17 protein-coding genes are annotated in these 22,269 nt (G+C 46.6%); 15 read left to right on the forward strand and 2 right to left on the reverse strand.

Annotated features, from left to right (window positions below):
• Positions 1–49 precede the first annotated feature (49 nt).
• Positions 50–1,828 carry a sigma-54-dependent transcriptional regulator gene (locus NE473_RS24590; protein WP_055649536.1) on the reverse strand — a complete coding sequence of 593 codons (1,779 nt, stop codon included), beginning with the start codon at positions 1,826–1,828 and terminating at the stop codon, positions 50–52.
• Between the two features lie 242 nt (positions 1,829–2,070).
• Here NE473_RS24590 and NE473_RS24595 point away from each other — a divergent pair, with 242 nt between their 5' ends.
• The 8 genes from NE473_RS24595 (at position 2,071) to NE473_RS24630 (ending at position 11,277) form a co-directional block, all read left to right on the forward strand.
• The gene (locus NE473_RS24595; RefSeq protein ID WP_055649535.1) at positions 2,071–3,405 is read left to right on the forward strand and encodes a four-carbon acid sugar kinase family protein; all 1,335 of its coding nucleotides are present in this window, start codon (positions 2,071–2,073) and stop codon (positions 3,403–3,405) included.
• Positions 3,341–4,507, forward strand: a complete 1,167-nt coding sequence (locus NE473_RS24600; protein ID WP_055649534.1) for an iron-containing alcohol dehydrogenase — start codon at positions 3,341–3,343, stop codon at positions 4,505–4,507. The genes NE473_RS24595 and NE473_RS24600 overlap by 65 nt, the downstream gene beginning before the upstream one ends.
• A gap of 44 nt (positions 4,508–4,551) precedes the next feature.
• The gene (dapA, locus tag NE473_RS24605) at positions 4,552–5,445 is read left to right on the forward strand and encodes a 4-hydroxy-tetrahydrodipicolinate synthase (RefSeq protein ID WP_055649568.1); all 894 of its coding nucleotides are present in this window, start codon (positions 4,552–4,554) and stop codon (positions 5,443–5,445) included.
• Between the two features lie 15 nt (positions 5,446–5,460).
• Complete coding sequence (gene pdxA / locus NE473_RS24610; protein WP_055649533.1) at positions 5,461–6,507, forward strand: 4-hydroxythreonine-4-phosphate dehydrogenase PdxA; 1,047 nt, start codon at positions 5,461–5,463, stop codon at positions 6,505–6,507.
• A gap of 17 nt (positions 6,508–6,524) precedes the next feature.
• Positions 6,525–8,156, forward strand: coding sequence for a type 2 periplasmic-binding domain-containing protein (locus tag NE473_RS24615; protein ID WP_055649532.1), 1,632 nt, complete (start codon positions 6,525–6,527; stop codon positions 8,154–8,156).
• A 19-nt stretch (positions 8,157–8,175) separates the two neighbouring features.
• Complete coding sequence (locus NE473_RS24620; protein WP_055649531.1) at positions 8,176–9,150, forward strand: ABC transporter permease; 975 nt, start codon at positions 8,176–8,178, stop codon at positions 9,148–9,150.
• Positions 9,151–9,167: 17 nt separating this feature from the next.
• A complete protein-coding gene (locus NE473_RS24625) occupies positions 9,168–10,046 on the forward strand; it encodes a carbohydrate ABC transporter permease (protein ID WP_055649530.1) in 879 nt (292 codons plus the stop codon).
• Between the two features lie 64 nt (positions 10,047–10,110).
• Entirely contained in the window at positions 10,111–11,277 is a 1,167-nt protein-coding gene (locus NE473_RS24630; RefSeq protein WP_055649529.1) for a sialidase family protein, read from the forward strand.
• A gap of 55 nt (positions 11,278–11,332) precedes the next feature.
• On the opposite strand, the gene NE473_RS24635 is transcribed toward NE473_RS24630, so the two are convergent.
• On the reverse strand, positions 11,333–12,292 hold the full coding sequence (locus tag NE473_RS24635) for a helix-turn-helix domain-containing protein (protein WP_055649528.1): 960 nt from the start codon (positions 12,290–12,292) through the stop codon (positions 11,333–11,335).
• A 162-nt stretch (positions 12,293–12,454) separates the two neighbouring features.
• Here NE473_RS24635 and NE473_RS24640 point away from each other — a divergent pair, with 162 nt between their 5' ends.
• The 7 genes from NE473_RS24640 to NE473_RS24670 all read left to right on the forward strand — a co-directional run bounded on the left by NE473_RS24640 (position 12,455) and on the right by NE473_RS24670 (position 22,224).
• The gene (locus tag NE473_RS24640; RefSeq protein WP_055649527.1) at positions 12,455–13,681 is read left to right on the forward strand and encodes an MFS transporter; all 1,227 of its coding nucleotides are present in this window, start codon (positions 12,455–12,457) and stop codon (positions 13,679–13,681) included.
• The gene (locus NE473_RS24645; protein WP_055649526.1) at positions 13,678–15,324 is read left to right on the forward strand and encodes a hypothetical protein; all 1,647 of its coding nucleotides are present in this window, start codon (positions 13,678–13,680) and stop codon (positions 15,322–15,324) included. The genes NE473_RS24640 and NE473_RS24645 overlap by 4 nt, the downstream gene beginning before the upstream one ends.
• Positions 15,325–15,434: 110 nt before the next feature.
• Positions 15,435–16,580 carry a beta-galactosidase BglB gene (gene bglB, locus NE473_RS24650; RefSeq protein ID WP_006773820.1) on the forward strand — a complete coding sequence of 382 codons (1,146 nt, stop codon included), beginning with the start codon at positions 15,435–15,437 and terminating at the stop codon, positions 16,578–16,580.
• Positions 16,580–17,491 carry a carbohydrate ABC transporter permease gene (locus NE473_RS24655; RefSeq protein WP_055652307.1) on the forward strand — a complete coding sequence of 304 codons (912 nt, stop codon included), beginning with the start codon at positions 16,580–16,582 and terminating at the stop codon, positions 17,489–17,491. The genes bglB and NE473_RS24655 overlap by 1 nt, the downstream gene beginning before the upstream one ends.
• Before the next feature lie 14 nt (positions 17,492–17,505).
• Complete coding sequence (locus NE473_RS24660; RefSeq protein WP_006773822.1) at positions 17,506–18,324, forward strand: carbohydrate ABC transporter permease; 819 nt, start codon at positions 17,506–17,508, stop codon at positions 18,322–18,324.
• 89 nt (positions 18,325–18,413) lie between these two features.
• Complete coding sequence (locus NE473_RS24665) at positions 18,414–19,676, forward strand: ABC transporter substrate-binding protein (RefSeq protein WP_006773823.1); 1,263 nt, start codon at positions 18,414–18,416, stop codon at positions 19,674–19,676.
• Between the two features lie 94 nt (positions 19,677–19,770).
• The gene (locus NE473_RS24670) at positions 19,771–22,224 is read left to right on the forward strand and encodes a hypothetical protein (RefSeq protein ID WP_055652306.1); all 2,454 of its coding nucleotides are present in this window, start codon (positions 19,771–19,773) and stop codon (positions 22,222–22,224) included.
• Positions 22,225–22,269: the final 45 nt, after the last annotated feature.

Consider the following 22,269-nt stretch of genomic DNA (forward strand, 5'->3'; position numbering starts at 1 on the left):
TGATTATTTGTGCTTCATGTACGGCCGGATATCGTGGAAACAGGCGTTTTCACACAATATTCTGCATCATTCTCCATAAGGTTGTCCGGCTGATTCCCAGCCGTTTGGCAGCCTGGCTCTGGTTGCCTTTTTCTTCTGCCAGAACGCGGCGCACGATATCCAGATTGATTTCCTCCAGTGTGCGGTTTAAATCGAAGGGAATACCGCCGCCGGAGGAAGCGGCGGGCTGTTCTCTGAGCAAAAGTCTGGAAACTGAGGCGGCTTTGATGTAGGAGGTGTCCGTTATGGCAAACAGTTCCGTCATGATTCGCTTGAACTGATTATAATTACCGGGCCAGCTGTAATCTTTTAAAAGGGATACCGCTTCCGGCTCCAGTCCGACGATCTCCCTGGCCAGCTGCATGTTTAGATTACTGATATATAAGTTGGCAAGATCCGGAATCTCATCCCTGTTGGCCCGGAGCGGCCGGAGCGTGAAGGAGAGGCAGTTAAAGTGGTTCATGAGAAGCTGAGAGTTTGGATTCGGTTCCTCGCCTTCCTGTGTGGTACAGGAAAAGATCATATGGTTCTGCCGGTGCAGATTCAAATCCCGAATTATGGAAAAAAGCTCTTTAAACTGTGGATCAGACAGAAACTCGAGTTCACGGATATAGATCGTGGTATCGGTATCGCTGAATGGGGAGTTGGTGTGTCCGGTTAGAAACTGCCAGCTTTTATCCGTGATACGGGAACAGTCGATGATTGCCATTGGTTTATTCTGAAATTTGCCTTGAGAATAGATAAATGCGGCCATTTCTTCTTTTCCGGTTCCGTCTTCCCCCAGAATCATAACCGGAGCACCGGTTTGGTTCATCTGATCCAGAGTGGGTGTGTAGGTTCCGGAAGGATTGGTAAGTCCGTAGAAACTGGAGTAGAACTGTTCCAGAGCCTGGCTCCTGTCAATATAACGCACTCCGTTTTTTATGAGGGACAGAGGAACTTTTCGGGTGTTCACGTAATAGACAACATACGTCTGTTTATAAATCAGTTTTCTGACTCCTTTTATGGCAACCAGCAGATCGCCCTCATCTCTGTAAAATTTTTTGCTGTTTTCCGAAAGAATCTCTGTTACATAATTTTTCATGGCAGTCATGACAGACGGTGAAAAATTATGTTCCTTCGATGTATAGATCAACTCCCCTTTTTCACTGAAGACAAATACATAATATGGATAGTCCTCCAGAAGCGTCCGGAAAAATTCGGCCTTCGAGATCAGAGCCTGGTACGTGCCGGCTGTTTTGACAGCCTGGTCAAATGCCGCTTCAATACTTTCGGAACCGGAAGTAAAAAGAATTGAGCGCATCCCCAGCCTCTGGGCATGGGAATTGGTCACGACATCGCATAAAACCATACGGTATCCGGCTTCGGTCAGGCGGGAGAGTGTGTCCTGGACTTCCTCTGGATTGTGAATGGTGTAAATATCAATCGTATACTGTAAAAGGTCACAGAGAAAACGTGCATTTTTGGTAATCCCCGGGAAACCGACGATTGCATAGCGGTCATTGTTATGTTCTGCCAGTTTCATGGCACGGAGAATATCGTATACCGACAGTTGGATTTCCACTACGGGAATCGGGGAAATGGAGGAAATCATTTCGGCAGTGCCTCCGCGGGACAGGATAACATCGTAATCCTGAAAGGTATGTCTGGAAGCGATTTCGGCTCCGGCCTCCAGGTCGCCTACATATACTGTCAGATCAATATCATCACGCTGGCTGGCCAGACGCATCATCAATGCTTTCATACCCTCGTATGGTGCGATTCCCAGTATCTTCGTTTTTTTATCCATAAAGAATTCCCACCTTTCTTTAAAACAGTGTTTCTATTTAAAACAAATATATCATATGAACTTATTAAAAACAATATAAAATATAAATGTTTCAAAATAAAACAATATTTTAAGAAAAAATAGTGGTAGAATCCTTGAAAAACAGAACTTTAATTGGTATTATTAAACAAACAAAAGGAAACGAACGAAACTATCAATAATAAAATGTTTAAAAATGAAACAATAATAGGTGGGCAAATAAAATGATAAAACTTCTTGTGATTGCAGACGATTTTACAGGAGCCCTTGATACCGGAGTGCAGTTTGCCGGGAAAGGAATGACGACGAAAGTCCTGAATCATTTTCCTGAGGACGAAGAGACACTGAAACGGTTACAGGCGGAAGTGCTGGTGATCGATGCACAGACAAGACATCTGGAGGGCGAGGAAGCGTACCGGAAAGTTTTTGATCTGGTAAAGAGTGCAGGAAAAGCAGGCGTTCCCTATATCTATAAGAAAACGGATTCCGGGCTAAGAGGGAACATTGGAAAAGAACTGGAAGCGGCACTTCTGGCCAGTGGAGAACAGTACCTGACGTTTATCCCGGCACTGCCGGCCATGGACCGGATCACAGTCGGAGGAGTCCATTATGTTGAAGGAGTTCCTATCCATGAGAGTGTGTTTGGACGTGATCCTTTTGAACCTGTGGTCTCGCCCAGTGTGGAAGCACTGTTTTCTGGTTCATCGGTGAAGACTGTATTGTACCAGGAGAGCGGGCACTATGAGAGAGGCGGGGATAAGGAAATTGGTATCTTTGATGCGTCAAGTGAGTTGCAGATAAAAAAGATTACAGAGGATTTGATGAGGCAGAAGCGTCTCGGAGTCATGGCCGGCTGTGCGGGATTCGCATCGGTGCTGGGAGATTTCCTGAAATTGGAAACACGCAAGGTGGAAATTCCTGTTATAACAGACAGGATGATCATTGTATGCGGAAGCATGAATGAAATTACTAAGAGACAGATTGAATATGCGGAAATGCATGGGATGAAACGGATTACCATGACGCCGCTGCAGCAGTTTACCCAGGGATATTTAAGCTCAGAGGAGGGGAAAACGTGGCTCTGCGGTCTGAAGCGGGATTGTGAAAATGGTATCACCTGTGTGATTGAAACCGGGATTTCTGATATGAAAAAGATGACAGAGTACCGGCTGGAGAATCACATTCCTCTGGAGGAAGCGCGGGTAACCATATCAAAGACGCTGGGAGAAATCCTAAAACAGCTTCTGGAAATGGGGCTGGAAGCCACCTTTATGATTATAGGAGGTGACACACTGGCTGGATTTATCACGGAGATGGACTGCGGCGAGATTACCATTTACCGGGAACTGGAACAGGGAACTGTACTGTCGTCGATACAAACGGAAGGAAAAGAGCAGTGGATTATCTCGAAATCAGGCGGTTTTGGGGATCAGGAGCTTTTGATGGAAGTGGAACAGCTGGTGAAACATCGTTTTTTGGAGGGAGGAAGAAAACATGCCGGATCAATATTCGCTTACAATGCCGGGAACTGTCTACAGCGGCCGGGGAGCGCTGGATAAGATCAGAGAAATTACGGAAGGAAGATTTAAAAAAGCCGCTTTATTTACGGATAAGGGGGTGGAACAGGCCGGTCTCCTAAAGGCCCCGATAAAGCTGCTGCATGAGGCGGGGGTAGAGACCGTTGTGCTGGCGGATCTGCCTGCTGAAGCGGATTGTGATGAGGCCCAGCAGGCAATCGACCGGTTCCGCCGGATCGGTGCTGATTTGATTGTTGCCGCAGGCGGCGGTAGCGTCATGGATGTGGCGAAACTGGCTTCTATTACAGCGGACGGATCTGTAACGGTAAGGCAGCTGCTGGAAAATCCGGGGCTGGGAAGAAAAAGTATCCCTGTCCTTATGATTCCCACGACTGCGGGAACCGGATCTGAGGCTACGATGAACAGTATTGTGGCGGTACCGGAACAGCAATTGAAAGTAGGTATCGTGAATCGGGAAATGATGCCGGATTACGTGATTCTGGACGGCAGCCTCCTTACAAATCTCCCGAAAAAAATTGCGGCATCTACAGGAATCGACGCAATGGCGCATGCGGTAGAATGTTTTACATCCAATAAGGCAAATCCATTCAGCAATCTGTTTGCAAAGGAGGCTGCGAGGCTGATTTTTGGAAATATAGAAGCGGCATGTGAAGAGCCCGAAGCAGAGGAAGCGAAAACGAATATGCTGACTGCCGCATTTTACGCGGGTGCGGCGATCTCTTCCTCCGGAACTACAGCGGTACATGCACTGTCTTATCCGCTGGGGGGGAAGTACCATATTCCCCATGGAGTATCCAACGCCATGCTGCTGCTCCCGGTTATGCGTTTTAACAAATCGGCCTGTTTGAAGGAATTTGCGGAGCTTTTTGATGCAGTGGAGGGGAACGGGGGCCGGAATCAGCAGATGACGGACGAGGAGAAAGCGGACCGGCTGCTGGCGCGCATGGAGGAGATTATCAGGAGGCTGGATATCCCATCCTCGCTCTCTTCATTCGGGATTGGGACTGAGGCGTTGGAAGAACTGGTGAATGCCGGGATGGATGTGAAGCGGCTGCTGAATAACAATAAGAAAGAGATTACGCATGAGGATGCCCGCAGGCTGTATTTGGAAATTATGAATTGATTATATCCGGCACGGCAGACTTAGAGGGAAAGAGGGGAAATTTGATGACGGTTCTGAAAGGTATTATTCCTCCCATCATTACTCCGATGAATGAGGATGAATCCATCAATGAATCTGAACTGAGACGGCAGGTGAACCGCCTGATAGAGGCGGGGGTACACGGGTTGTTTCCATTCGGAACGAACGGAGAAGGCTACATACTAAATGAGAAAGAAAAGGAACTGGTTCTGTCCATCGTAATCGAAGAAACCGGTGGAAGGGTTCCAGTCTATGCAGGCAGCGGATGTATTGGAACAAAGGACACGATCCGGATGTGCCGGATGGCGGAGTCGCTGGGGGCGGATGTCCTGTCTGTAATCACGCCATGGTTTGCCAAAGCGTCTGATGAGGAACTGTACGAACATTACCGTGCGGTGGCAGAGGCGGTAAAAATCCCGGTTGTGCTTTACAACATTCCGGCCAGAACGGGCAACAGCCTTTCTCCGGCCCTGGTAGAGCGGCTGTCAGAGATTGATCATATCGCAGGTGCCAAGGATTCCAGCGGCAACTTCGATAATATGCTCCAATATCTGGAGAGAACGAGAGGAAAGGACTTCACGATACTCTCCGGCAACGATTCCCTGATTTACTGGAACCTGCTTGCAGGAGGAGGTGGAGGCATCGCTGGCTGTGCCAATGTCTATCCGGAGACAATGACTGCAATCTATGAACGGTTTCAGCAGGGCGATTTAGAAGGGGCGAAGAAAGCTCAGGATTCCATACGCTCCTTCCGTGACTGCTTTAAATATGGCAATCCCAACACCATCGTGAAAACTGCGGTTGCAATGCTGGGATATCCGGTTGGAAAATGCCGCGCGCCGTTTGACAGAATTCCGCCGGAAGGAATCGAGGCCATCAGACGGGTGATTGAAGTAAACCAGGAAGCGGGAATTAAGTAGAAAGGGACGAAGAAGATGAGACCTTTGATTGGTATCACACTGGGAGATCCGGCTGGAATCGGACCGGAGATCACGGTGAAGGCGCTGGCAGATCATCCGGTTCATGAGACGTGCCGGCCGGTGGTGATTGGAGACGCCTGTGTCTTAAAGAATGCAGCGAGGATCGTTGGCAGACCGGAGATCCGGATTAATACTGTTGAAAAACCATCTGACGGTTTGTACCGTTCCGGTTGTATCGATGTCATAGATATGAAGAATGTAGATCCGGAGGCGCTGATCATCGGTAAGGTATCTGCGTTGGCGGGAGAAGCGGCCTTCCAGTATGTGAAAAAAGCCATTGAGCTGGCGATGGCCGGAGAGGTGGACGCGACTGTGACCAATGCCCTTAATAAAGAAGCACTCAATCTGGCGGGGCGTCACTATTCCGGACATACGGAAATCTATGCGGAGTTTACCGGAACCAAAAAGTATACGATGATGCTTGCACATAAAAATCTGCGTGTAGTACATGTTTCGACCCATGTGGCCTTGAGAGAGGCGTGCGACCGTGTGAAAAAAGATCGGATATTAGAGGTGATCCGGATTGCGGAACAGGCGTGCAGGGATATGGGAATCAGGAATCCGCGGATTGGCGTTGCGGGCCTCAATCCTCACTGTGGTGAGAATGGACTGTTTGGAAGAGAAGAGATAGAAGAGATTATTCCGGCTGTTGAAGAAGCGAGAGCGGAAGGCATTCATGCGGATGGCCCGATACCTGCCGATACCGTATTTTCGAAGGCCCGGGGGGGCTGGTACGATATAGTGGTCGCCATGTATCACGATCAGGGCCATATTCCGCTTAAAGTGGTCGGATTTGTATACAATCAGGAAGAACAGAAATGGGACGCGGTGGAAGGAGTGAATATCACTCTGGGACTTCCGATTATCAGGACCAGCGTGGACCATGGGACGGCCTTTGATCAGGCCGGGACCGGAACTGCAAATGAATTAAGCCTGTTGAATGCGGTCGATTATGCAGTGAGATTTGCAGACGGCAGACGAAAAAGTATATCTATATTATGATCCCAGGAGGAACGAAAATGAGAAGGAAAATGGTATCTGTAATTTTGACTGTCGCTATGATGGGAATAATGCTGGCTGGCTGCGGAAACAAAGCGGCAGAGCAGCAGGGGAGTACAGCGAACACACAGGGGGAATCCGGAACTGAAAAGGCAGGAGACGGGAAAGAAACGGCTGCCGGTGACAACAGCTATACAATGTTTATGCGTAATACGTATGTAGACTGGATTAAAGAACTCAAATGGTATGATGCGGCAGAAGCCAATACTGGCATTCATGTAGAGTATGTGGAAGGCCCTGATGATTTTAATGACGTGTATGCAGAAGTTGACCAGAGAATTATCTCTAAGACCCTTCCTGATGCAGTGATGACAAAACTGACACAGACTAACGTTTACGGACCGCAGGGAGCATTTGTGGATCTGGCTCCTTACATAGAAAAGTATGCTCCTAATTTGCAGAAATATATTGATGATAATCCGGACTACAAAGCGCTGGTTACAAATGAGGAGGGCTCTATCTACGGTCTGGTAAAGGAATCTCCGATTTTTACGGATTATCTGGCTTACCGCGCAGATCATCTGGAAAAAGCAGGGATTGATGTGAATTCGATCAAGACAGTTAATGACTTTACCGAAGCCATGCGCACGCTGAAAGCGCATTACGGAAAGGACAATCCAAACTACTACCCTCTGGAAGGCAGAGAAAATCCTATTCGCTTTGCGGCATGGTTCGGCTGCCCGAGTAATATTTCATCGGAAGAATCCAATGGAATATACGTCGGTCATCAGAAAGACGGGTCCCTGGATATTATGGATGACAAGGCCTATACCATGGTCGAGACTATGAAAGCCTGGTATGATGAAGGACTGATCAATCCTGAGTTTGCAGCCAATACCCGTACAGAGGGAGACTGGGAGGCCGCGATGATCAATGGAAACGGAACCTTTGAATATGATTATTACAACAGGGCAGAATGGTTTATGGCAAACGGCGGAACAGAAGCAGATCCGGATTACCAGATGGGTGTAATGAACATGTTTCAGGATGAAAGTGGAAAAATATTAAAAGGAACCAGCAGCTGTAAATATAACGAAGAATGCGTTACGGCAGTTAATGCCCAGTGCAGTGAAGAAAAAATAAAAACAATTCTTACCTTTATTGATTATTTTTACAGTGAGGAAGGAATTACCTTGGCAAATTACGGTGTTGAAGGCGAGAGCTTTGAAACCGAAAGTGATGGCTCCAGGAAATTTATCGTTGATTATGCTGCAGAGGAAGCAACTCCGGAAGGAGAGAAACGGTGGTCCTTCTTAAGTGACAGATTCACAGTCTGCAAGCCGGTGGATAATGAGGCATTCTTTGCATGGAACTCTCCTCTGATTGCGGAAGCGGCTGAGAGAATCAATACAGAAGAAAATATGATGGAATCCTATAATATTAAGTATACAGCAGAACAGACAGAGGAGTTGTCCAATCTGGTTGCTACGGTGTTTGATGCTGAAATTGCCGGTATTGTATCTTTTGTAACAGGAAATAAAGAGTTCAATGCAGATACATGGAAGGCCTTCCAGGACGAGATGAACAGTCTTGGGCTGTCCAGAATTGAAGAGATTCAGCTGGATGCTTATCGGGCAACATTCGATAACTAAGTTTTGAAAGGAGATCAGGATGGCTGGAAAGAGAAAAGAAGGGGCGGCTTTGCCGCCCCGGCAGAAAAAAGGAAGTTTATCACAAAGGTTTGTAAAGGATATGAGGAGAAACTGGATTTTATATCTGCTGCTGCTTCCCGGCCTTCTAAGTCTTATCCTGTTTAAAATAGGACCGGTTGGAGGCATGGTAATCGCCTTTGAAAAGTTTAGCGCCTTTCAGGGGATAACGGGAAGTAAGTGGGTTGGACTGGATAATTTTAAGCGGATTTTCACAGATCCCTATATACCCAAAGTTTTTATGAATACCATTATACTGGCTGTACTGACTATTGTTGTCGTATTCCCGATTCCAATTATTTTTTCGCTGTTTTTAAATGAAATCAGGCAGAAGTGGGTTCGGTCCACGGTGCAGTCTTTAAGTTTTCTTCCCTATTTTATTTCGGCGGCAGTCATGGTCAGTATCCTCTATACCATCCTTTCTCCGAGCTCGGGAATTGTAAATAACATAATCAGGAGTCTGGGAGGCAGCTCTGTCAATTTTATGGCCAAACCCGGCTGGTTCCGGCCGCTGTATGTAATTTTGGAAATATGGCAGACATTTGGTTACTCCGCAATCATTTATATTGCGGCAATGATGAATATCGATCCTTCTTTATATGAGGCGGCAGAAGTGGATGGTGCCAACCGGTGGGATAAAATGCTGCGAATTACACTGCCCTGTATTTCAACTTCCATTATAGTCATGCTGATTATCAGTGTAGGAAATATTTTCACAGTTAATCTGGATCGTATTCTTTTGATGTACAACAGCAGTGTTTATGATACGGCCGACGTTATTCAGACTTATGTATACAGAATCGCGTTTGAGTCAAAAGGATTTCCTGATTACAGCTATGGAACAGCAGTGAATATACTAAAGTCTGTAATTGCTTTTGTCATGGTTACTTTCGTGAACAAAATGGCGGATCGGTTTTCAGAGACAAGACTATTTTAGGAAAGGAGAACTCAAGTATGAAAAGAAAAAAAGTGCAGGTATTTGATATTGTTAATAATATAATCCTGTTGCTGGTAGCAGTGATCTGTATCTATCCTTTCCTGTATGTTTTTTTTGTGGCATGTAGCAACGGAACGTATCTCCAGAGAGGGGAGGTCACCTTTCTTCCAAAGGGATTTAATTTTGAGGCTTTTAAATATATTATGGGAAATACAAAGTTTCATGTATGGACTGGCCTGAGAAATTCATTTCTGTATACTTTGGGAGGAACAATTGTTGCAATACTGACAACCTATGTGACGGCTTACGCACTTTCCAGACCCCGGCTGAAGGGCAGATACTTCCTGATGGGAGCATTCATTATTACATGGGTCTTTGATGCAGGAATTATTCCGCAGTATATTATTTATAATAAACTGGGATTTATTGATAATCCATGGGTAATGATTATTCCGGGTGCCATCAATACGCAGTTTTTGATTATCACAAAAACCTTTATTGAAGGAATTCCGGGGGAACTGGAGGAAGCTGCTGTGGTAGACGGAGCAAATGACTGGACGATTCTGACCAGACTGTATTTTCCTCTGTCGAAGACAATTATGGCAACCATTGGAACCTTTTATGCGGTATCTATATGGAATCAGTATCTGATCCCACAGATTTATCTCAAGACGGATAATTTTAAGGTGATTCAGCAGGTGTTGAAGGAAGTAGTAATAGCGGATGCAGGAACGAGTACGGCCTTTAAAAATGTTATTTTAAATGGCATTACATTGAATCAGCAGAATTTAAAGGCAGCGGCCATCTTTATATCGATGCTGCCAATCGTCATGGTGTACCCTTTTGTACAGAAATACTTTAAAAAAGGTATTATGATTGGGGCGGTAAAGGGTTAAGAACAATAAATGGAAGCCGCGGGCAGCAGCTGTGCCTGCAGGTTTTGAGAGTGAGGACAAAGCTATGAGAGAGTATGTGGAACTGAACTGTTTAGAAGAAGATGGCAGATTATATCACAATAATCTGCTGGATACGATAGAGGCGCTGATTCCCAATCAGTTTGACAGTGTGCATGCGGCGGATCTTCTGGAGCTGCCTGACGGTGACTTGCTGGCCTGCTGGTTTGCAGGGAGTGATGAGGGAAACGCGGACATCAGCATTGCCGTGTCCAGATTAAAGGCAGGAGAGAGCAGATGGAGTGTGGGGGAGATCGTCTCGGATGATCCGTCCCGATCAGAACAGAATCCTTCCCTTTTCGCAGCACCTAACGGGGAGATCTGGTTGATGTATACGGCGCAGACTTCTCGGACGCCGGATGACAATCCGAATTTTAATCTGCAGTATACGGCTGAAATACGAAGAAAAATATCTAAGGATAACGGATATACCTGGGGACCTACGGAGACCATGTTTGCTAGACCAGGTTCCTTCTGCCGTCAGAAAATTCAGATTTTATCCAATGGAAGGTGGGTGTTCGGAAACTGGATCTGCTTTCCTGATGAATCAAGAAACGGCAGTGATATCACGGTGGTACAGATTTCGGACGATGAGGGAAAAACCTGGCGTGAGACAGAGATCCCCAACAGCGCCGGCCGTGTCCATGCCAATCTGATAGAAACTGCTCCAGGGAAGCTGACTGCTCTGTTTAGAAGCCGCTTTGCGGATTATATTTATATTGCGTACAGTGAGGATTACGGAGATACATGGACAAGCCCGGTACCAACCTGTCTTCCAAACAATAATTCTTCCATTTCCTCGATGAAATTACAGAGCGGCAGTCTGGCCATAATTTACAATCCGGTGAAATTTAACGATGATACAGAAAAGACAGTCTGGCCGAATCAGCGCTGTCCGGTTACCTTTGCTGTTTCCGATGACGGCGGAAAGACGTGGCCCTATAAACGGATTATAGAGCTGGGGGAAGGATTTGTAGGAGAATTTAACGACATCAATAACCGCCGATATGAATATCCGGTTATGATGCAGTCAAAGGACGGAAAAATCCATGCGGCCTACAGCTTTGGTAACCGCCGCTGCATTAAATATGTATGTGTAGATGAAGCATGGATCCGGGGAGAAAAAATGCTTCCGGGTGCGGAAGGAGATCCAGATATGCCATGTCAGAGGTAACGTACAGATTAAGCGCCCCGCCGCAGGCGGTGAATCCCGATTGCGGGATTCTTTCTCAGAGATTACTCTTCGTAGACATCATCGGCGCATTCACCCGCATGGCATTCTGATTATAAAAGGTCTTATATTCAGACGGCGACATGCTGCAGAATCTGTGGAACACGCGGTTAAACTGCGAAAAGCTGGAAAATCCGATCTTTTCGGCGATGTCGGTGATCTTTAAGCTGGTATTCAGCAGGAGGTACTGGGCGTTTTTGACGCGGGTCTGCTGGATGTACTGCACGACGGTGAATCCGGTCACCAGCTTGAACTGGTGGGATAAGTAGAAGGAGCTGATAAAAAATTTGTCAGCTAAGTACGCCAGTGAAAGATCTTCATGATAGTGCGTCTGTATGTAGTTGGTGATGGTATATATCTTTTCTTTGATGCTTCTCTCGGAATTGTATTCTTCATAGAGATTTTCTTTCCGCATCTGATAGAGCGTGAACAGGAATTCCGTGAATTTGTTATGGATCATCATATTTCTGACGGCGGGATCTTCTGTGGTACGGCTTAGGTCCGTAAGCTGGTTGATGATCTGGAACAGCGTTTTCTGGCGCTCTAAGTCAAAACGAAAAATCGGGACAGGATCGTTAAAGACAGAAAGAATGGTGTCATATCCTCCCGGATGAAGCAGAAGATGCTTGGGAACCATGAAATTGATAATGATCCGGTCGCTGGGAGGTCCGGGTAAGTACTCCGTCTGATGTAAAATGGCCGGAGCCAGCAGAACGATGTCATTGTTGATAATGGAGTATGGTTTTCCAGCGATAAAATGATATGCCTTCGGACTCAAAAGAATCATAATCTCATAAAACATGTGCATATGCGGGAATTCCATGTTCACGGAGTAAGAACGCGCATCGTAATCAAAATAATAGCAGATGGAATTTTCCACCGGGGTTTTCAATTCATTGATGATGATTGAAAACCCCTTTTCGTAGTTTAAGACGGAATCAGGGTATGGTTTCATCATAAAAATTCTCCTTTTCTTGTAGTTCTATTTTACTACAAATCATGCAAAAAAGCAAAATATGTAATATAAAAATGAAAAAAAGAGCAAGAAGGGAATAGATATTGTCTGATGTTTCCTCTATACTCTACTATGAAATAAAAAAGATAGAAAAAACGAGAGGGTATGGATAAACGAATGAAAATGTGGAAAAAAGCAGTTCCATTTTTATGTTTTGCGGTTCTGATGTTCGGGCTGGGCTCCAGCGATTCTCTCAGAGGGATATTCGCCCCTGTGTTTCAGAGACGGTATGCGCTGAGCGATCCCCAGCTGTCCATGATTGTTACCATCAGCTATGTGGGAAACCTGTTGTTTCTGAGTCTGGGCGGAAAGCTTCTCGATACGTTTGGACGAAAGACGGTGGCGCTGTCAGTGACCGGAATCTGGGTACTTTCCATGCTTTTAAACGTGGTGTCCGACAGCTATCCCTGTATTCTGATCTCCATGTTTTTTGCACTGGGAGCATCGACACTTTTAAATACCACAGTCAATATTTTAACGCCGGTGGTTTTTAGCGGATATGCGGGGCTGATGGTAAATATATTCTTCTTCATTCAGGGAATAGGAACCAGCGGCAGTCAGTTTGTGCTGGGACGGTATGGCCTCAGTTATTCTGGCTTTAAGGGAGTAAGTCTGCTTCTGCTGCTGATCGGAGCCGCCGCCGGAGCCCTTCTCCTTCTGACTCCGCTGGATGGAGAAAAAAAGGAGAAAGGGAATCCGTCAAAAGCTGTTCCCTTTAAGGGACAGCAGTATGAAATGACGCAGCCGAAAGAAGGGAAGACGAAGCAGAATCCCGGAAAGGCGGTATTTATACTCCTGTGTATCATGATCGGCTTTTACTTTATCGGAGAGCATGGAATCATGAACTGGCTTTTCTCATACTGTATCCAGGCATTCTCGGTCCCTGGCGGCAAGGCTTCGGTCTACTTATCCCTGTTCTGGGGCGGAATGACGGCCGGAAGGCTGATCTTTGCTCCTGTGGTCCAGAAATTGGGAACGGTGAAAAGTATCCGAATCTTTGGAATGATTGGCACTCTGCTGTTTTGCGCGGGGATCCTGACCGGGGAGAAGGGAATCCTGCTCTTAAGCATTTCCGGTCTGGCAATCTCCGTACTTTATCCCACTATGGTGCTGCTGATACAGCAGATTTACCCGACGGAGGTCGCGGCGACCAGAACAGGAGCGATTATCAGTGTGGCGACGGTCGCGGATATTGTGTTTAACCTGCTCTTCGGAGTGATCACGGGAGTGATCGGATACCGGTTAAGCTTTATGATACTGCCGGTCTGCATGGCCGGATTTTATATCAGTTATATGGTACTGCAAAATAATATTTGGAGGAATGCGAGATGAAACGTTATATAAACCATCTGATGAAAGGTGCCGAGATCAGGACAGAAAGCTTTTTAAGAAGTCAGGACAAGAATCCGGAGAGTATCCAGTATGGAGGTATGCACGGTGATGTGGTGGAGGCAAAGACGACCATCTACCATATGGCGACGGCGCTGTCGGTCTATTTTAAGGAAGAGAGCCGGTTCTATCAGAGCGAAGTACTGTACGATGCGATCAATATGGCCTGCGGTTTCGTCAGAAGAATGCAGCGGGAAAATGGGTCATTTGATTACCCTACCTGTAATTTTCAGTCTGCTGCCGACACTTCCTTCTGCTTTAAAAGACTGATTCTGGGCTACCGTCTGATCGATAAATATGGAAACGGTGATGAAAAGGCGGAGACACTGAAGAAAAAATATCTTGTAATCATGCATGATGCGTTAAAGGCAGTCCGAGACGGTGGATTCCACACGCCGAATCACAGATGGGGAATTACCGCGGCACTCCTGCAGGGAGCTAACTTATTTGCGGAGGAGACGGATTTTGCAGACAGCTTAAGAAAACGGGCAGCTCAGTATCTGGCTGAGGGAGTCGATGAGGATGAGGACGGTGAGTACGCTGAGCGTTCCACCGGAAATTACAACGCTGTTGTCAATAACGCCATGTTTGCCATTGGACAGGAGACCGGAGAAGAATTGTACTACGATTATGCGAGAAAAAATCTGAAGATGATGCTGCTCTATATCGATCCGGATGATACTATTTTCACACAGAATTCATCCCGGCAGGATAAGGGGAGAGCTGAATATGCGGACAAGTATTTTTATCAGTATTTATACGCTGCGTGCCTGGGGGACGACGGGGTTTTTGACGCAGCGGCCCATAAGATCATCAGGGATAATATGGAGCGCGGTGATATTGCACCGGACTGCTTCCCTGTTCTTATGACACATGATGAGATGATGAATCATGAATTCCAGGGGTACGGATTTGTGGAATCGTACCGGAAATACTTTAAGCATTCGGGAGTTCTCAGGGTAAAAAAGGAGAAGTATACCTATACGGTTTTAAATGGAAAAAGTTCATTCCTGTTTTTTAAGGCGGGCAGTATGGCTGTCTGTGTGAAGATCGGTGAAAGTTGCTGTGAGAAGCGGAATTTTATACCGAAGACAATGGAGGTGAACGATCATGGCTGTGTGCTGAGCGAAGCGTTTGACTCCTGGTATTATCTTCCCTTTGACGAGCCTCAGGGTACCTCTGACTGGTGGGAGATGGACCAGTCAAAGCGGAAGAAACTGCTTCCGGAAAGGCTGATCACGAGACTGGAGCTCAGAGAGCGTGACGAGGGACTCGAACTGCATGTAAAGGCGGACGGCTTAAAAGGGCTTCCTCTCCGCCTGGAGATCGGTATCCCTGCGGGGACAACCATAGAGAATGAACATTTTTATATGAAGGCAGAGGCTGGAAGCGGCATGATCCTGAGAAACGGATATTTGCAGGTGAAGGAAACGGACAGAGAACTTGTCATGGGTCCGGGGTTTGGAAGCCATGAGTTTAAAGGACATTATTCCGGAGAAGAAGTCAATACCTCCGGCTTTACGGTGTACTGCAATGAGTATACGCCGCTTGATAAAGTATTTAAAATCAGCGTAAAACATTCATAATAGTCGCTTTGAGCAAGATATGCAATACTTTTACTCTATTTCTAACAATAATTGCATAGCTTGCCAGAATGATTGGCTATATAATATAGATAGTTTAAGGAGACAGCGAGATGATGATGAAAAATAGTCTGGAAGAAAAGAAAGACATGCTTTTGGAGGAAATTGCAGAAAAACTGGAGTGCCTTATCAATGGATTTGAAAAGGTTCTTTACGATGATGATGACATCTTCCTTCAGAACATGAAAACCGATAATCTGGCGGGAGACGACGTACAGAAATACCGATTCTGGGAATGGACACAGGGAGTCGGACTGTTTGGACTCTGGAAACAGTTTGAGGAAAATCGGGACGAGAAGGCGCTTGCCATGCTGAAACGGTATTACGATGAGCGGATCGCCGATGGCCTTCCATCCTGCAACATCAACACGACGGCACCGATGCTGACACTTACATATCTTTATGACTACACAAAGAATGAGACCTACTGGGAGACCTGCAGAGACTGGCTGAAAAAGGTTTTAACAGAGCTTCCGAGGACGGAGGAGGGCGGATTCCAGCATCTGACCTCTGATACTTTAAATGAACAGGAGCTCTGGGATGACACCCTGTTCATGACCATTCTCTTTATTGCCAGAATGGGAAAACTGATGAATGACAGATCGTGCATCGAGGAGGCTCAGTACCAGTTTGAACTCCACAAAAAATATCTGGAGGATCGGAAAACAGGGCTGTGGTTTCATGGATGGACCTTCAAGGGCAGACACAATTTCGCCGAAGGACTCTGGGGAAGGGGCAACAGCTGGGTAACGATCGCAATTCCGGAACTGATTGAGATACTGGGAGCTGACTGCGAGCCGGTGATTAAGAGGCTTTTAACTGAGGCCCTGATGAATCAGGTGGAAGCCCTGAAAACCTATCAGGCGGACAACGGAATGTGGCATACGCTGATCGACGACAGTGATTCCTATCTGGAGACCAGTGCAACGACGGGATTTGCATACGGAATGCTGAAAGCTGCTCACATGGGACTGATTGACGAATCATTTGCAGAATGTGGAATGAAGCCGTTAGAAGCTGTGATGGATTACATCAGCGGCGATGGTGTGGTAGGACAGGTATCCTACGGAACCCCGATGGGAAGAGACGGGAAACAATTTTATAAGGATATTGAGATCCGCCCGATGCCTTACGGACAGGCGATGGCGATCCTGTATCTGATTGAAGCGAGAAAAGAACTGACAAGGGAGGTAAAATAATGGCAAATACGAATACGGCGGTGCCGGCGCCTGCCAAGAGAAAGAAGAGGGACACGCGTCAGCTTTGGGCATTTGGTTTCTGTCTGCCCAATATCCTGTTCTTTCTGGTGTTCTTCGTAGCGCCTGCGATCGTGGGTGTCTGGTACTCGTTAACTAATTACAACGGGTTTAAACAGATGGATTTCGTCGGGCTGAGCAATTACATGAAGCTGTTTAGGGATCCGGAATTCTATAAGACCCTGTGGCAGACAATCCTTTATTCCATTGTGTCCGTTCCTCTCGGCTACGCGGTGGCGCTGGGACTGGGACTTTTGCTCTCCTCTGAGAAGATAAAGGGAATTACCATTCTGAGAATTCTGATCTACTGGCCGATCCTTCTTTCCACAATCATGGTCGGTCTCACCTGGAGATGGATCTTCGGAGAGAGTTTTGGACTGATCAACTATCTGCTTCAGTGTATCGGACTGGATGGAATCAAGTGGGCGACAAACCCGACAGCCGCTTTTATTACCACAATTATTGCGGGAATCTGGTCTGGCTGCGGAACAAACATGCTGATCTTCATCGGTGCGCTCAAGCAGGTTCCCGGAGAACTGCTGGAGGCGGCGAATCTGGACGGAGCAAATAAATGGCAGGCGTTTAAAAATATTATTCTGCCTCATTTAAAACCGGTATCCTTCATGGTCATCATTCTTTCCGTGATCTCATCGTTCAAAGTGTTTGCCATGGTGCAGACCCTTACGAACGGAGGGCCGGGCACGGCCACGACATACATGATTCAGTATATCTACACAACCGGATTTACGAAGAACAAAGTTGGATACGCGAGCGCCGTTTCCATGGTGCTGTTTGTAATCCTGCTGATCCTTTCCTTTGTACAGACAAAGGTCAGCGACAAGAGTAATGATTAGGGAGGAGGAGAAACGTGAAAACTGTAAATAAAGTTTTAAAATATGTGTTTGCATTTGGTTTCGCCATTCTCTGGATTTTCCCGGTCATATGGCTGATTATCAGCTCCTTCAAGGACGGTTCGGAATTATTCAATTATCCATTGACCATTCTGCCGGAGCATTTTACACTGGAGAATTATACGACTGCACTGCAGCAGTTTGACTTAATCCGATACACCAGCAATACTGCTTTTATTACAGTAGCCGCCACGGTTATCACTGTTTTAATGAGCTGTATGTGCGGATATGCGCTGGCAAAATATAAGTATAAATGGCTGAATGTGCTGTTTATGTGTCTGCTTGCAACTACCATGCTTCCGACCGAGGTCATTATGAGTCCGAGCTTCACTGTGCTGAATACTCTCGGTCTTTACAACAGCCTCTGGGGGTGTATCATACCGACCGTAGGAACCATGACTGGTGTATTTTTAATGAGGCAGTTCTTCATCACTGTACCGACAGAACTTATGGAATCAGCGCGAATCGATGGTGCCAACGAAGGCTCCATTTTCGTGAGAATTATGCTTCCGATCTGTAAACCGCAGATAGCGATTCTGGCGATCTTCAGTTTTCAGTGGAGATGGAATGACTACATCTGGCCGCTGCTTGCACTCAGCGATCCTAAAAAATACACACTTCAGCTGGCACTCAGGACGCTGTCCGGTGCGGAGGCGGTCAACTGGACGGTTCTGCTTTCGACGGCAGTGCTTTCCATGATTCCGATTCTTATTGTATTTATCGTCTTTAATAAGCAGATTATGAATGCGAATATGTCGTCCGGTGTTAAGGGGTAACAGAATAACCGCGGCGGAAAGCTGCTGACAGAAGTAAGAGGACATGAGAAAATCAACAAATTATATTATAAAATCAGGAGGAAAGATTCATGAAAAAAAGATTACTGACAGGCGCAGTGTGTTTATCACTGGCAGGAATGACCATGCTTACAGCATGCTCCGGTAAGGAGTCTGCAAAGAAAGGGGAGGTGGAACTGGAGATTCTGCTCGCCGACGATACGCTGGAAGGCGGGGCGATGAAGACCATCGTCGAGAAGTTTAACGAGGAGCATAAAGACCAGGGTGTGACCGCATTTGTCAATGAGATTGCGTACGCTGATATGGAGACGCAGATCAAGAACCGTGCAAAGGCAGGAAACCTGCCCGCAATCTGCAAGATGTCCAACTTCGATACGTATATTGATTATGTGCTTCCGCTCGATGATACTTCCCTGAATCCGGATAACTTTAACCGAAACGGTGTCAGAAACGGCAAGCTTTATGGTACGGGTGTAAACGATACGGCAGTAGGTATGATTATCAATAAGACGGCGTTTGAGGCAGCGGGAGTATCTTATCCCACCGCATCGGAGGATCGTTGGACGTGGGACGAGTTTGAAGCGGCAGTGAAGGAAGTTGCTGAAAAGAATGAGAAGATTACCACTCCTTTCGTGATTGATCACTCTCAGCAGCGTTCAGGAACCATGCTATATCAGTTTGGCATGCAGTATTTCGATCCTGCCGATTCAACGAGGGTAGCCTTCAGAAGCGATGATACAAAGAAGGGAATTGAATTCTTCCTCGATATGTTCAAAGATGGAGGTATCTCAAAGGCATCGATCGGAACCGGTGCTGAGAATGCGCAGGATGTATTTAAGACGGGAACTGTAGCGGCACACATGGCAGGCAACTGGGTTATTTCTGATTATGCCCAGAATATCAAGGATTTCGAATGGACGCCTGTACTCATGCCATATGAGAAGGAAAAAGCAACGTGTCTGGGCGGCAACTGGCTGTATGCGTTTGATGGCTCCGGTGTGGAGGATCAGGCAAAGATGTTTCTGGAGTGGTTCTACCAGCCGGAAAATTATGCTCTCTACTGCCAGACAGGAAACTATCTGCCGGGAACCAAGGATGTAGAGGTTAGCTACGATATTGAAGGAATCAACGTTTTCAACACGGAGATCGCAGAGTCTATCGGTCAGACTCAGTATGATCAGTCTATTACAGATCAGGAGCACAGCGGCGAGAGTGTAGGAAATGCACTGCGTGATGCACTTGACAGGGCTATCGCCGGTGAACTTGACGCAGACGGCGTAATGGACTATGTAGTGACCCAGTACCTGGAAAATCTTACTGGAGTTCATGAGTAATCAGGATTGACAGGCAATTGGAATATTTATCATCAACCACATGGGATATGAAAGCTTCTTTCATATCCCAGTGCTGTATTAAGGGAGAAAAATCATGGAATTAACGTATCAGATCGGATATGATGAGACAATCAGCAGATGGAATGTGACAGCCATGGGGAAAGAACCGTTCCATTCCCCGAAGAAAACCTTTGAGGCCGGTGTGAACATGGAGGAATCTTATGTTCAGGTGGTGTATCCGGTCAGGGAAGCCTTTTTAAAGGAAGAAAGGATCAGGAAGGCGGTCCGGTATGACGGATCATATGAAAGTCTTTATTTTCCATTTGAGAATAACAGAATTGATTTATCCACATTTTTTCACACACCCCAGTACATTTACGTTCATGCGAAGGCGGGAGTGCGTGTGCAGGAAGAGGGATGCTATCCATTTGAGATCTATACCTGCGGCGGAGTCCGGGTGTGGGTGAACGGAGAGGAACAGGCCTGCTATACGCCATATACCAGAAACATTGCGGGCCATACCAGGGTGAATCTTTCTCTGAGGAAGGGACTCAATGAAATCAGGGTTTACGCAGATGAGCTGGCGGAACGGGACGTTTTTTTCTATTTTGAACTGCGGTATAAGGGTGTAACGCCAGTGGAAGGCAGTGTGGAAGTGACAGAGCAGCCTGAGAAGATCCGAAAAGCGGAGCAGATTTTAAAAAGCTGTTATTTTGAGCAGGATATGTACACGGAAGGAGAGGTCAGGCTTTGTTACGACCGGACGCTTTTAGACGGCGATACAACTGTGTACTTGACTTCAACTCCCTGTGGAACCGGAATGCAGCTCTCCGAAATAGAACATACGGTGATGACACTGAAAAAAGATAAGGATTACCTGGTGGTTGCAGAGACAGAGAAAAGCAGTATCAGGCTATCGCGAATCTCCGTCTGTTTGACAGTAGGGGGCTATGTAATACCGCGCAATTTATTTGTCGGTGTGATCCCGAAAAAACGGATTGTACTGGAACCGGCTGGAACGATTGGGGAGAGGAAGCAGCAGGCTCTGGAATTCCTGGTAAAGAACGGTGAGATCGGTTTTCAGTCTGTGATTACTTCGCTGGAACTCTTAAAGGGCTGGAATGACAATGCAGAAAAAGGGTTTGATATGGCATGTAAAAAGATCGAGCGCCATGATGACTGTGCCGATTTCAGCCTCGCCCCCTTTAGCCTTTTGATGACCCGCTATAAGCATCTCCTGACACCGGAAAAGTTGGAACGGATCAGAGATATGGTGCTGAACTTCCGGTACTGGATTGATGAACCGGGAAATGATGTGATGTGGTATTTCAGCGAAAATCATGCCTTTCTGTTCCATGTTTCCCAGTATCTCTGGGGATCTGTTTTCGAGAAAGAACTATTTACCGTCAGCGGCAGGACGGGAGCAGAGCAGTACGAAATCGGAAGGAAAAGGGTGTTGGAATGGTTTGACAGCTTTTTCAGCTATGGGTATGCGGAGTGGAATTCAGCAACCTACATTCCTATCGATCTGATTGGCTTTTTCAGCCTGTACTTAAGCGCTCCTGATGGGGAAATCCGGCAGAAAGCAGAAAAAGCACTGGATTTTACCATGCAGATCATCGGATATAACTCTTTTGAAGGTGTGATGAATACCACCTATGGAAGAATTTACGAAGAAACTATCAAGACGCGGCTCCAGGTTGAACCGAATTTTGTGAGCTGGGTGTCTGCCGGGCGGGGCTTCTGTACCTATTACGGCAATGCCACATGTCTGTACGCGATCAGCGATTACGAGCCGGAGGACTATGAAATGGAGTGCAGGCCCCAGCCGGGCCAGGGTGTGGTGATGGAAATGGATCAGGGAATCGCGGGAGTAAAGATTCATACTTACCGGACAGGAGAGTACTTAACGGCAGGAGTCAGAAGGTTTAAACCATTCCGCCATGGCCATCAGCAGCATCTGATGAATGTGGTATTCGGAAAAGAACGTCCGGCGATTTTCTATGTTAATCATCCCGGAGAGCGGGTTTTCAGCGGAGAAAACCGTCCCAGCTATTGGGCGGGCAACGGAACGATGCCGTGGATTGAGCGGTACTGCAATGTAACGGTTATGCTGTTCGCTATCGATCCTGATGAACTGGTGCATTATATTCATGCCTATACGCCGGTCTATGAGTATGAAGCGTATGTCTGCGGCGGAAACTGGTTTTTTGCCAAATCCGGTGACGGATATCTGGGCTGCTGGTTTTCCAACGGGTACGAGATGGCTGCATATGGTGCCAACACGAAAAAAGAGCTGATATCAGAAGGATTGAACCATGCTGTGATCGTAAAATGCGGGTCGAAGGAGGAATTTGGAAGCTTCGAGGTGTTTCAGGAGAATTTAAAAGAGATGGATATCGAATGGGACGGGGACCGCAGCATTGCATTCGCAGATGTGCAGTACGGTGAAATGCGGGTAAGGGATGCGGAGGAATTTCTGGTGAATGGTACGGCAGTTGGTGTGGAACCGGTTGAGGGAGTTCGGTTCCTTCGAAGGGAGCTGTAGATTTTGGGAGAATAGCTGTGCAAAATATTATGCCCCGGACGTTGA

Origin of the sequence: Hungatella sp. SL.1.14 (assembly GCF_024460495.1) — a bacterium.
Lineage (GTDB): Bacteria > Bacillota > Clostridia > Lachnospirales > Lachnospiraceae > Hungatella > Hungatella hathewayi.